Below are 12,613 nucleotides of genomic sequence, written 5' to 3' on the forward strand. Positions count from 1 at the left end.
ATATGGAGGCTGTATGATCCTTATCCCTGCAATTGATCTCCAAGCAGGTCGTTGTGTACGTTTACGACAAGGACAATTCGATCAAGTCACACAATTCGATACACTACCTATAGACCGTGCCACGTATTTCTCCCAATTAGGAGCGGAACGTTTACATATCGTTGATTTAGATGGCGCCCAAACAGGAGCGATGCAACAACTGTCTTTAATCTGCGCCATGCAAAACACTGGGATCACGGTGCAAGCCGGTGGCGGGATTCGCTCTTTAGAACAAGCCGCTTTATGTTTTTCAGCAGGAATATCCAACTTGGTTTTAGGCAGCGTTGCCATTACCAATCCGGTACTGACTGCACAAATCATTAAAGAGATAAATCCACAACACATTATCTTGGCTTTAGATATTCGAATGCAAAAAAAGATCCCTATACCCGCTACTCATGGGTGGCAAACCACATCAAATAGTAATTTATGGGATGTTGTTTCTCATTATCTGCAATTGAATGTCACCCAAATACTCTGTACTGATATTGCTTGTGATGGAATGATGCAAGGACCGAATTTTGAGTTATATAAAGAGGCTGTAGAACGTTTTCCACAAATTAAATGGCAAGCCTCAGGAGGTATTCGTAATGCAGAAGATATTGATCGATTGGAAGCATTGGGAGTTAGCGCAGCGATTCTGGGATTAAGCCTCTACCAAGGCACTTTAGACTTGGAATCAATGTTATCGGTGTAAGTTGTAGCCTGGGTAAAGCGCAGCGGAGCCCATGGCATTAATTTGAGTATAAATTATGTTAACCAAACGAATTATTCCATGTCTTGATGTACGCGATAATCAAGTCGTCAAAGGAATTAAATTTCGCAATCATCGCGTTGTTGGGAATATCCTTGAACTTGCAGAAGAATATTCCGCATCGGGTGCAGATGAGCTTGTATTTTATGATATTACTGCAAGTTCTGAGCAACGCTTAGTTTGCCCGGATTGGGTAAATCAAGTGGCCGGAACAATCAATATTCCTTTTACCGTAGCGGGTGGAATTCGTTCTCTTAATCAGGCAAAATCGGTATTAAATTCTGGAGCTGATAAAATATCCATTAATAGCCCAGCGTTAGAAACCCCCGACTTAATCAATGAATTAAGTCGGAATTTTGGAAGCCAATGCGTTGTAATCGGGATTGATAGTCAATGGATAGATAATGATTATTATGTCTATCAATATACCGGAGATGAGAAAAAAACGCTTAACTCCAGGCGCAAAACAAGAGAATGGATCAAGGAGGTACAAGATCGGGGAGCAGGAGAAATTGTACTTAACTGCATGCAATCAGATGGTGTACGCACAGGTTATGACCTACATCAATTAAAATTGATGCGACCTCTATGTCAGGTACCATTAATTGCTTCAGGAGGTGCTGGGGCACTAGATGATTTTACTAAAGTGTTCCTTGAGTCCCGAGTCGATGGTGCTTTAGCAGCCAGCATTTTTCATGACAAAATTTTGACGATACACGAAATAAAATTAGCACTTAAAAAACAAAAGATTGAGGTACGATTATGATTCATATGGAAATTAATTCTTTAGATTGGAAAAAAATGAATGGGCTATTACCAGCCATCATTCAAAATGCTGAAAACGGTAATGTTCTCATGCTCGGTTATATGAACCAGGAGGCTCTAATAGCAACCCTCACCACTGGCCAATTAAATCTCTATAGTCGAAGCCGTAAACGCTTGTGGCGTAAGGGAGAAACCTCAGGTAACAGCATGTCGGTACAACACATCAGTGTTGATTGCGACAATGACAGCCTGTTAATTCAGGTTCTTCCTAAAGGTCCTGCATGTCATTTAGGATACACAAGTTGCTTTCAACCCGCACATCACACCAACCTTGGATTTATTCATGAGTTAATTGAATTGATTAACGAACGAGCGGATTCAAAAAATGAAAACAGCTATACAGCAAAATTATTAGATTCTGGACTCTCGAGATGCGCTCAAAAAGTAGGAGAAGAAGCGGTAGAAACAGTAATTGCTGCTGTAAATAACGACCGAGAAGAATTAGTTAATGAATGTGCTGATTTAATTTTTCACTTATTTGTTTTGTTAAAAGCATCTGAACTGAGTTTTTATGATGTATTGCAATGTTTACAAGATAGAGACCGATCGGTTCATACCTAAATGGTATCATTAACTATTGGTGCAGCCGAATCCTCTATAAACCAATCCAACCCTATTCCGACGTCCCGCGGCTTGTCCGCGGGATGCAGAAGATCTGCCCTAAAACAATGGACCACGGACAAGCCGCGCTGACAGTGAGGTGCAGTCAGAGTCTGCTGCATTCAGGCTGCAAAATCGATTATACAACTGCCAATAAAACCGCAGTAAGATAATTTCCTTCTGGGAAAGACGCTAATGTAGGATGACAACTTGATGGGCCATACACCCCTAAAATCCGTGCTTGTTTCCCTACAGCTCCGGCTTGAGCACTCACCAGAGAGCAAAACTCCTGGGACGAAAGTGCTGAAGAACAATTACACGTCATTAATAAGGAGCCTGTTTTCATGTACTTAAACACTTCACGATGTAAAAACCGATAATAGTTTTTAGCACGCTCAACGTGCTGTTTGGATGGAACCAATTTAGGAGGATCAAGAACGACTACATCATAGTCCCCTGCTTTTGTTAAATACTCTCGTGCATCGGCTTCAATCCATTCAATTTGAGACACTCCATTTAATTCCGCATTCTTTTGAGCTTGCCCTATTGCTTGAGCAGAACTATCAACTGCAGTGACCTTTAAAGCACCTGCTTTCGCAGCATGTAATGCAAACCCCCCACTATAACAATAGAGATCTAAAACATTTTTTCCTTTAGATAATTGCGCAATACGTTGATGGTTCTCGCGTTGATCAAGGAATAATCCTGTTTTTTGTGCTTGAGCAAACTCAACTTCATAAATAACCCCTGCTTCAAGCACCTGGGTATTATAATGTTTCTCTTGAACTGTAATTTGCTTCCAGCCATCTTGTCCCAAGGGTTTACTTTGTGGCAACCATATAATTTGATCTGTGGGAAACAAAGTTTGTAATGCTTCAATAATAAGTTCTCGATTGAGCTCAACCCAATAAGCAGAGCTTGCAACCACACATGTTTGATTAAATCGATCGATGGTTAAGCCAGAAAGACCATCTGCTTCACTATTAAATAAACGATAGGCTGTAGTTTCTTCATTAGGTAAATTTAAACACTCTCTTACTTGCTTCGCTTGATTTAAGCGATGGGTAATCAAAGTGCGCAAATTACTTATATCAATGGATTCATTGGTAAGCGCCAAGACCCTGACTCTGTAGAGAGAATACTCATTATAGGCACCTACACCAATAAGTTTCTCATCTGCATTATAAATATCAACTAACTGTCCTGTAACTAATCTACCCTGAGTCTTCGCAATGGCCTTGGGGAATATCCAGGGATGACCGCGTAATACAGTATTTTGTTTTGCTGCAAGCAAAATAACTTTTGCATTCATTTTTCTATTTCCCAAAGAACAAAAATCGGCTAATCTACACAAAGAACGCTAGACCTGCAAGAGTTCGTAAATTTATAAAACCTAAGAAAAATCATTCCTCCTCCAATTAACTGGTGGAAAAATAAAAGTTAGGGACAGTATAGCAAATATGAAAACACTCTTTATCGCCCTTTTTGCTATTAATTTAGCAACGCATTCTGGTAATTGATATGGAAAACACACACAAGTTCTCTTATGGTCTCACCCTTGGGGCTTTAGGTGTTGTCTTTGGTGATATAGGAACCAGTCCTTTATATGCTTTAAAAGTAACTCTGAATAATATTGCTATTACTCAATCACATATTTTAGGCGTGCTATCGCTAATTTTTTGGTGTTTGATTCTTGTCATTTCATTCAAATATCTAATTTTGATTTTTCGGGCCGATAATGATGGTGAAGGAGGAATTCTCGCCCTTTTGGCACTAATGAAATATAAAAGCACCCGATATACGCCATTATTTTACATCATCGCAATTTTTGGGGCTGGATTACTCTTGGGTGATGGCATGCTGACGCCAGCCATCTCCGTAATTAGTGCTGTAGAAGGTCTTAGCACTCTTTCAGACACCTTTACTCCCTATATCTTACCTATAGCGGTTATTATTCTCATTCTCCTTTTCACCTTACAAGCAAGAGGAACCGGGAGTATTGGCAATCTATTTGGACCCATTATATTAATTTGGTTCTTTACTATTGCCATTCTTGGCATCGCACAAATTATTAAAGCTCCTATCGTGCTTACCGCAATCAATCCTTATTACGCATTCGATCTAATTCGCGATACAGGATTAAAAGGGTATTTGTTATTAGGCGGTATTTTTCTTGTGGTAACCGGAGGCGAAGCCCTTTACGCCGATATAGGACATTTTGGGAAAAACCCTATTCGTGCCGGTTGGTTTGCAGTTGTTCTCCCTTGTTTGATATTAAATTATTTTGGTCAAGGGGCTAACTTACTTATGAACCCTAATGCCATTAACAATCCTTTTTACATGATTGCCCCTGAATGGTTTTATATTCCATTAATTATCTTAGCTACTATTGCGACAATAATCGCGTCCCAAGCGGTGATTTCGGCAACCTTTTCGTTAACAAAACAAGCTGTTTTGCTGAGTTTATGCCCTCGTATACCCATAGTACAAACATCTAAGGAGTTTTCCGGACAGATTTATGTTCCACAAATCAACTTTATTTTGTTTATTGGAACCTTAACTTTTTGCATTGCCTTCAAAACTTCAGATCGACTTGCTCATGCATATGGAATTGCTGTGAATGCAGATATGCTTCTCATTGATGCAATGGTTGCTTATGCTGCATTATCCATTTGGAAATGGTCCAAATTTAAAGTTATCGCTATATTTGGATTATTCCTTACTATAGATTTTGCATTTCTTGGTTCAAATTTACATAAGTTTTTGACTGGTGGTTGGGTCCCTGTTACGTTCGCTTTAGCCATAGCAACCATTATGTATACCTGGAAGTTTGGCTTAGAATACTTGCGCGAAAATTATTACATGAATAAAGATGATATTTCCAAGATTCTCAGGCAATTAGAGTATAAAAGCTTAAATCAACTTACTGACTTGACTGCGGTATTTATCACCGATGTTTATGATAAAAGTGGCGGAAGCTTTCTACATTTCCTTAAGTTAAGCCGCGCTGTTCCCGAACGCGTGCTTATTGTGAATTATGTAGTAGATAACATCCCATATATACATTACAGCCAACGCTATGAAATTACCTGCTTACATGAGAAGGTATTCAATCTTACTTTGCACTATGGATTTATGGAAACTATTTCTATCCCCAGAGCTTTAGAACGTGCTTCAAATAAAAATCTTTTCCCCTTTAAGTTAAATGTTGATCGCGCTACTTATATGGTAGAAATACCAAATATTACAGCATCAAAATCAAAAAAATCATTAACCTTTTATTGGCAAGAAAAGTTATTTGCTTTTTTAATACGCAATTATTCGGCCAATTTAAACATCGACTTTTATAAACTACCATACAATAGAACGATGGCAATCGGTACCTATTATATTATGTAATCTTAGGAGTTTTTTATGTGGTTTAACAATGCACTAATCTATCAATATGAGTTGGATGAAGCGAGTGATTTAACAGCATCTCTCGCAGAAAATATCCTAAAGCCTTGTCCACCTCATGCTCGTTTTGTTTATGGATGGCTTCCTGCTTTTGCAGACGAAATGGTTCAAGAAGTTGCTGGGAGCTCTCTAATTTGTATGGGTAAAGAAGAACGTTTGCTGCCACGTGGTGTGATAAACAAAATGCTCGCTGAAAAAGTTCAAGCACTTGAAACCCAACAAGGCCGCACGATTAAACGTGCAGAGAAAGCACAAATGGCCGAAGATATTGAATTTGAATTACTACCCAAATCGTTTTGCGTCCAAAAAAGAATGCTTGCCATTTTGGATAGCGCGAGCAAAAGAATAATAGTAAATGCTTCCAGTAATAATCAAGCGTCGCAGCTTACTTCTCTGTTACGTAAGTCAGTAGCAGGAATTACGATTGAACCGTTAACCCATACTGAGAATTTAGCTTTACGATTTGCAGAATGGATTCACTCCCCGAATACTCTTCCTAACCATTTTCAATTAGCATCGGATTGCATCCTTTTTGCTCTTGATGATGAAAAAAAACGAGTGCATTGTAAGGGCTATGAGCTTCCTGCTGAGGAAATTATAACCTTACTATCACAAGGCATGGCAACCGCCGAAATTTCGTTAATCTGGAAAGAAAGAATTCAATTTACATTAACCCATGATTTTACATTCAAAAAACTTAAAAGCCTTGAATATCTTCTCGATGATTTTAACGACATCAAACAACTTGATGAAGAATATCAACAACGTGATGCCGCACTTACTTTATTAGCAGGTGAATTACGTGAGTTAACTAATGATCTTTTTGCAGCTGTCGCAGTGAAAGCAAAAGAACCTGAATTAGAAGAAGCTCTATAAATTTAAAATAAAAAGGGAGCGATGGCTCCCTTTTTTTATTCCTTGTTTCCCATTTAATTTGAGTATAAGACGAGGCGCCTCTTAAATTAATGGGGCAGAAACTTAAAAAAAGTATTATTAAGTTCCATTGCATTATATCTAACATCATACTATCTGATTTATATGCATCCAAGATGCCTTTTTCATCATTAAGGAATTAAGAAATTTTTTCCATCTTGGCAGTATGATAAGTTGCTTTATAAACAGCCAGAGCTTCTTCTGCAGCCTGATGAAAACCTAAAGCCATATTTGCATCATGCATAACCACTAAAGCTTGTTTTACACTTGGAGCTTGTGGATAGTTTTTAACAACGTAACTTGCTCTATTAATTGCTGCAACATACATCTGACGCTTATAATAGAACGTCGCTACATTTAGCTCATGCTGTGCGAACATATTACGTAAGTAAGTCATCCGTTGTAATGCATTAGCTTTATATTTGCTGTCTGGAAACTTTTGAATCAAAATACCGAAATCAGAATAAGCCTGTGTTTGTGTTCCAGGATCTCTCCATGATTCATCTAGAGGTAAAAATTTTGCAAAAACCCCACGGCTTTGTTGGAAATTAGCCATTCCACGCATGTAATATGCATAATCTACGTTTTTTGCGCGTGGATAAAGATGAATAAACCGCTCTGCAGTTGCTGCAGAAGAAGGATAATCTTCATTTTTATAATATGCGTAGATTAATTGCCGCTGCGAATTTTCAGTATAATCACTAAACGGATACATTGTTTCAATTGCTTCAAGATGTTTTATTGCAGTTGCATATTCCTTTTTGTGTAGGTCCTTCTGAGCCGCGGTATAAAGCTGTTCAGCAGTCATTCCTTTGTAAGGATTATTATCTTCATCATCCTTACCCCACCATGTTTTACATGCAGATAAAGAGACAATAAGACCGATTAGGAACAACATTCGAATTCGTTTCATAAACTACACCTATCTAAATATATATCTGTTGCATCCGCACAACAGCCACAAAAATTTGAAACATTATACCTAGGACTATTTAATTTGCGAACATTCTTCTGTTTTTTTTAAAAAATGGAGCAATTTAAAACAACAGTCTAAAAAAATGACCTACGACTGCCTAGAATATAAAAAAATATTTGCAAAAGCAGAGTTGTTAGGATAGTATTCTCGGCTGTCGGAGAGATGGCAGAGCGGTCGAATGCGGCGGTCTTGAAAACCGTTGAAGGGCAACCTTCCCAGGGTTCGAATCCCTGTCTCTCCGCCAAGTCTTAAATACCCCACTCTTGATAACCTATTAATTCAAAAAAATAAAGTTCTAATATCGCTATCAGTTTCCTTTCAAATAATATAAGTTCCTATAATAAAAAAAGTTCAATATTGAAATTATATGGGCCGTTGATATAGTAAGGCCATCTATTATTTTTGGAGAATCCGTATGTTAAGGAATACCGTAAAGCGGTTTGGTACTATGACAAAACTACTGCATTGGTTAATTTTTATTTTAATAACCGCACAATTTTATTTTGTCTGGTCTCTTAGCGAAAACTCCCCTCTCACAGGCCCTTATATCATGTTACATAAGTCTGTTGGCATGACCCTCTTAATATTGGGGATCCTATTTTTCATTTGGCATATCTTCAATGTGAAACCTCTACCCCCAGAAACTCAACCACGATGGCAATATATTATTTCTAAAGCGGTCCATCATACCCTGTTCCTCCTTATAATGCTCATGCCAATTATTGGTTATCTATTAACGTGTGCTGATGGAAAACCTATTAACTTTTTTGGTTTGTTTACCATACCCTGTCTTATTTCAGCGAATGAGCATCTTGGAGGCATTATGTTTTTAGCTCATGAAACACTTGCGTTTGTCATTCTATTTTTGGTGGGGGTTCATATTCTTGCAGCTTTATATCATCATTTTATCTACAAAGATAATGTATTGAAGCGTATGCTTCCATTTACGTCTAATGAGTAAGTTTGGATAACGAAGAAAGGCAAAACAATGACTTGATCAGGTAAAGATTAGACTTTACCTGATCAAAAAACCTCTTAGACTATTGATAAGCTGGGTACTCTGGAGGAGCTGAAGGCCGTAGATTCAATGTATGTTCAGAATATGACGGTGGTGGTTGCTGCGAATAAAAGCTTGGTGTATAGACAGGTTGTGGGATAGGTTGCGGGAGCCTGCAATCAAAACGCAAATTACCCACATCAACAATACTCATCTCACCGCGACGTAATTTCCTTAACTTTGTAAGTAATTCATTGACTTCACTTCCATTTTCATCAAAATAACGAGTGAAAAAAGAAGGGATTGGCTTCTCATTACCTAACACATTCGCTATTTCCGCACGCAATGCAACCATAGCACATTTTACTGCAATGGGATCAATTGTCTTTTGTCGTAAGGACTCTTCTTCTGCAGCGGTTAATTGAAATCGCTGTGGATCTTCAGGGTCCATAGACTCTTTATTCGCTGATGTATTAATGGAATCATACATCATACTCATTGCCCAACATCCAATACCAGCACCTATTGTTGTAAACAATACCGCTCCAAGAATCACAATACCCACAGGATTGAGCCCTGCTGCCACTGCAAGAGCAATAAGAGGCGCCGCCGCGAAATTAAGCGTTAAAGAGGCAGAACCTGCACCAAATGCAAGAGAAGTTGCAAACATTAATGCACCCTTCAGCCATCCTTCGCCATAATAAAATCGTTCCATACTGCTTGCAAATTCATCCACCATATAGGCTAGAGCAATGAACGCTAAAACAGCCGCAATCGCAGCTAAAGCGATAACAAGTAAAGCTAGAATTAATTTACCTAAATCATCATTTGAAGATGAACTGTGTCCGTGATGATTAGAAGGGAAACAACAACTTGAATCATGATGGCGAGCATGATGGCGAGAATCGAGTACGTAGCTCAAAATCAGCCAATTGGTGAGTGTTGAGTCGTGATGACTATAGTTATTGTAAATATTCGTTTCATATTTAACTTGCGGGTTAAACTTAGGCGGTTTAGGATTAAAATCGCGTTGTTGGGTGGCAGTCAGATTTCTATAGAACGGTAAAGCATAAAATATTTTATTAAAAGCCGCATACACTTTAATTTTTTCTTCTCCGTCTAGAGAAGATAGGGAGCTATAAGGCGACTCCAGGGAATACTGCACTGCACCATACATTTCATAATACATGGCAGTAGCATCAAGATGACGGTCCATGCAATGTTTATAATGATTTAACATGTGACCATATAACTGCTTCAATTTAAGATCGGTAAACTTCGTACTTAAATCAGACATACAGAGACTCCTATTATTGGGGTAACATCGGCAAACATTGCTATTTAGCTTCTAAATAAAACCTCTAACCTAAAAACTATCCAGCATGTTTGTCCAGATCCTAATGCCTCACAATTTGTGCGCGACTAATTAAACTTTTTTCATACAAGTCATAATCCATCATGCCATAGCTTGCTTCAATTTGTTGAATTAAGCTATCTTGTTGCTCCCTGTCTAATGTACTCAATTTCCCATCATGAATCTGCTTTAATCTCACTACCACATAATCACCATTTGGCATCACAAGGCCATCGCGACTTTCTGGTCGTAATAAATTGAACGCCGTATCATTAATATCGGTATCAACTTTATCATTATCTCGTGTTGACCGAAGTTCTGATTTCCATACTAGATGGTTTGAGTGGATCAACTCTTGCTGTTGTTTATCTTCAATCGGACTTAATAAATTCATGCCAACTTCTTTAGCTTTAGCTTCAGCACTTTTCTTAACTAAAATTTTATTAATTTGATCATGAACAGACTCCAAAGACTGTTCTGTTTCATCCCAGTGACGATTAACCCGTACCACTACTACCGAATCATTATCAATTTGTATTGGTTCACTATTATTACTTAAATCAAGAACATCATGACTGAATGCAGCATTTATTACCTGTTTATTCTTGGTAATATTTTCGACACCATCAGCTCTTGAGAAAGGCTTTGTTGTTTCGATTTTTAAATTTAAAGCGTCTGCAACTGGCTGAAGCGAATCAGGAGATTGATAGCTCAAATCAGATAATTGTTCCAAAGCTTGCGTATATTTGTTTTGGGCTGCTTCAGCAATCAGTTGTTCTTTAATCGATTGCTCTACTTCAGAGAAAGATTTTGTAGAAACTGGTTTATAAGCAATTACTTTAAAAATTTCATAACCATGTTTCGTTTTTTCAGGTGATGATATCTGACCTGGTTTGGTTAAATTAGATAAAATTTGATTGTAATCATTCTGTCCAGCAGTGATCCAAGGCAGAACGCCCTTATCTGCTATAGAAAGTTTATCGTCTGATAGCGTTGAAACAAAATGGTCAAATTGCTCCGGATTTTTTTGTAAGGCCTGATATGCATCATTGGCTTTTTTCTGAATTTTTTCTAAATCAGCTTGGTTTGCATCTTCTGGAACAGCAAATAAAATATGGGCTACTTGCCAACTCGCAGGTATTAAATAACTATTTTGGTTTTCTTCATAGTAACGTTTTACATCATCATCAGAAATTTTAATTTTGTTTTTAATATCATGCATCGACAAAGAAACATAATCCAAACTAACTTTTTCTGGGGTCATGAATTCTTTTTTATGGTTTTTATAATAACTAGTTATTTCCTGTGGAGTAATCTGTATATCCTTCTCAAAAAGTGATGCCGGGATAGTTAAGTAGTCATAGTCTCGACTTTGCATATACAGACTTACAAAACGATCGATTTCATCAGGTAAAGCAAAAGAACTTCCCATAAAAGCAAATCGTTGTTGATTTAATAACATCCCCTGTTTTACTTCATTTTGAAAACTTGATTGAGTGAATAAGGCTGCATTTAACGCTTGCTGATATTTTTGAGCAGAGAAATGACCGTCTTCCTGGAACTGAGGAATACTCAAAATTGCTGCATCTGCTTGATTCGAGCTGACATCAAATCCATTTTTTCGAGCCGCTTGCACTAAAACTTCATTAGTAATCATTTGCTCGAGAACTTGATTTTGCAGCTTTTTCTCATCTGCAGCAGTCATCTGTTCAATATCTTGCATAGAACGAGCACGTCTATAATTAGTCTCAAAAGCCTGCATTGTTAAAGGCTGACCATTGACAACAACCTTGGAGTTTGTTGTTTGACGTGATTGTAGATAGTAATCCACACCAAAAAGTGTGAACGTAATACCGATTAAAATAACTACTAACCAAGCTACAACACCCTGTATACGTTCATTTAACTTTTGTAACATGTCCCGAGATCCATATATTAATTAAGGGTTTATTTAATTTAGCGAGGCCGATTATACCCCAGACTGAAAAAAATCAAAACAAAAACAACAGCACACTTATTTTGCAAAATTTTTCTTTCCTGATCAGCTTGAAAATTGGTGAAATGGGTATGGAGTTTCATTTTCATAGCATCACCTAATCTTTCTCTAAGTAAAAAGAATCAGAAATGAAAGGAAATATATTTTGACATAAACAATCATTCAAGATAAAAAAAACGCGCCTTTCGGCGCGTTAATCTGGCGGAGTGGACGGGGCTCGAACCCGCGACCCCCGGCGTGACAGGCCGGTATTCTGACCAACTGAACTACCACTCCATTTCTTGGTGGGTGCTGTAGGGATCGAACCTACGACCCTCGCCTTGTAAGGGCGATGCTCTCCCAGCTGAGCTAAGCACCCAGAAAACTTATGCTTCTTGCACCGCTTCTTTCAGGTTTTTACCCGCTTTAAACTTGGCTACTCGTGACGCTTTAATTTGAATAATTTTACCAGTTTGTGGGTTTCTACCTGTTCTAGCTGAACGATTGCCTGTTGAAAAAGAACCGAAACCAGGTATTACCACTTGATCACCATTTTTTAAAACATTAGTAATAGTATCAGTAAAAGTTTCGAGAACTCGGCTTGCGTCAGCTTTTGTTAAACCCGAACCACTTGCTATAGCATCAACTAATTCGCTCTTATTCATTGCTTCCCCTATACTGTTAATCTTCCATACTTCTAAGTT

Annotated in this window: 11 protein-coding genes and 3 tRNA genes; 7 read left to right on the forward strand and 7 right to left on the reverse strand. The window is 38.0% G+C overall.

Annotation, left to right across the window (positions count from 1 at the left end; all coding sequences use genetic code 11):
* Positions 1 to 13 precede the first annotated feature (13 nt).
* From ACWTEW_RS07125 to hisIE, 3 genes are read left to right on the forward strand one after another with little or no spacing between them, the layout of a single operon-like run.
* The gene (locus tag ACWTEW_RS07125) at positions 14 to 736 is read left to right on the forward strand and encodes a 1-(5-phosphoribosyl)-5-[(5-phosphoribosylamino)methylideneamino] imidazole-4-carboxamide isomerase (protein WP_454781015.1); all 723 of its coding nucleotides are present in this window, start codon (positions 14 to 16) and stop codon (positions 734 to 736) included.
* 55 nt (positions 737 to 791) lie between these two features.
* Positions 792 to 1,559, forward strand: coding sequence for an imidazole glycerol phosphate synthase subunit HisF (gene hisF, locus ACWTEW_RS07130; protein ID WP_454781016.1), 768 nt, complete (start codon positions 792 to 794; stop codon positions 1,557 to 1,559).
* Positions 1,556 to 2,179 (forward strand): bifunctional phosphoribosyl-AMP cyclohydrolase/phosphoribosyl-ATP diphosphatase HisIE, encoded by a 624-nt coding sequence (gene hisIE / locus ACWTEW_RS07135; protein WP_454781017.1) that lies wholly within the window; start codon positions 1,556 to 1,558, stop codon positions 2,177 to 2,179. Before hisF ends, hisIE begins: the two co-directional genes overlap by 4 nt.
* A gap of 178 nt (positions 2,180 to 2,357) precedes the next feature.
* On the opposite strand, the gene ACWTEW_RS07140 is transcribed toward hisIE, so the two are convergent.
* Positions 2,358 to 3,530 (reverse strand): class I SAM-dependent rRNA methyltransferase, encoded by a 1,173-nt coding sequence (locus tag ACWTEW_RS07140; RefSeq protein ID WP_454781018.1) that lies wholly within the window; start codon positions 3,528 to 3,530, stop codon positions 2,358 to 2,360.
* Positions 3,531 to 3,739: 209 nt separating this feature from the next.
* Here ACWTEW_RS07140 and ACWTEW_RS07145 point away from each other — a divergent pair, with 209 nt between their 5' ends.
* Positions 3,740 to 5,617, forward strand: a complete 1,878-nt coding sequence (locus ACWTEW_RS07145) for a potassium transporter Kup (RefSeq protein ID WP_454781019.1) — start codon at positions 3,740 to 3,742, stop codon at positions 5,615 to 5,617.
* Positions 5,618 to 5,632: 15 nt separating this feature from the next.
* The gene (locus tag ACWTEW_RS07150; RefSeq protein WP_454781020.1) at positions 5,633 to 6,550 is read left to right on the forward strand and encodes a recombination-associated protein RdgC; all 918 of its coding nucleotides are present in this window, start codon (positions 5,633 to 5,635) and stop codon (positions 6,548 to 6,550) included.
* Positions 6,551 to 6,746: 196 nt separating this feature from the next.
* On the opposite strand, the gene ACWTEW_RS07155 is transcribed toward ACWTEW_RS07150, so the two are convergent.
* Complete coding sequence (locus ACWTEW_RS07155) at positions 6,747 to 7,520, reverse strand: outer membrane protein assembly factor BamD (RefSeq protein ID WP_454781021.1); 774 nt, start codon at positions 7,518 to 7,520, stop codon at positions 6,747 to 6,749.
* 219 nt (positions 7,521 to 7,739) lie between these two features.
* On the opposite strand from ACWTEW_RS07155, the gene ACWTEW_RS07160 reads away from it, so the two are divergent.
* Positions 7,740 to 7,827, forward strand: a tRNA-Ser gene (locus ACWTEW_RS07160).
* Positions 7,828 to 7,998: 171 nt separating this feature from the next.
* Positions 7,999 to 8,544 carry a cytochrome b gene (locus ACWTEW_RS07165; protein ID WP_454781022.1) on the forward strand — a complete coding sequence of 182 codons (546 nt, stop codon included), beginning with the start codon at positions 7,999 to 8,001 and terminating at the stop codon, positions 8,542 to 8,544.
* A 79-nt stretch (positions 8,545 to 8,623) separates the two neighbouring features.
* On the opposite strand, the gene ACWTEW_RS07170 is transcribed toward ACWTEW_RS07165, so the two are convergent.
* The 5 genes from ACWTEW_RS07170 to ACWTEW_RS07190 all read right to left on the reverse strand — a co-directional run bounded on the left by ACWTEW_RS07170 (position 8,624) and on the right by ACWTEW_RS07190 (position 12,574).
* A complete protein-coding gene (locus ACWTEW_RS07170; protein WP_454781023.1) occupies positions 8,624 to 9,877 on the reverse strand; it encodes a hypothetical protein in 1,254 nt (417 codons plus the stop codon).
* Positions 9,878 to 9,977: 100 nt separating this feature from the next.
* Entirely contained in the window at positions 9,978 to 11,852 is a 1,875-nt protein-coding gene (locus tag ACWTEW_RS07175) for a SurA N-terminal domain-containing protein (RefSeq protein ID WP_454781024.1), read from the reverse strand.
* 277 nt (positions 11,853 to 12,129) lie between these two features.
* Positions 12,130 to 12,206: transfer RNA gene (locus ACWTEW_RS07180), tRNA-Asp, on the reverse strand.
* Positions 12,207 to 12,212: 6 nt separating this feature from the next.
* Positions 12,213 to 12,288 (reverse strand) — tRNA-Val (locus tag ACWTEW_RS07185).
* 7 nt (positions 12,289 to 12,295) lie between these two features.
* Positions 12,296 to 12,574 carry an HU family DNA-binding protein gene (locus ACWTEW_RS07190; RefSeq protein ID WP_182390910.1) on the reverse strand — a complete coding sequence of 93 codons (279 nt, stop codon included), beginning with the start codon at positions 12,572 to 12,574 and terminating at the stop codon, positions 12,296 to 12,298.
* Between the last annotated feature and the right edge of the window lie 39 nt (positions 12,575 to 12,613).

Source organism: Legionella stuttgartensis (assembly GCF_977063405.2).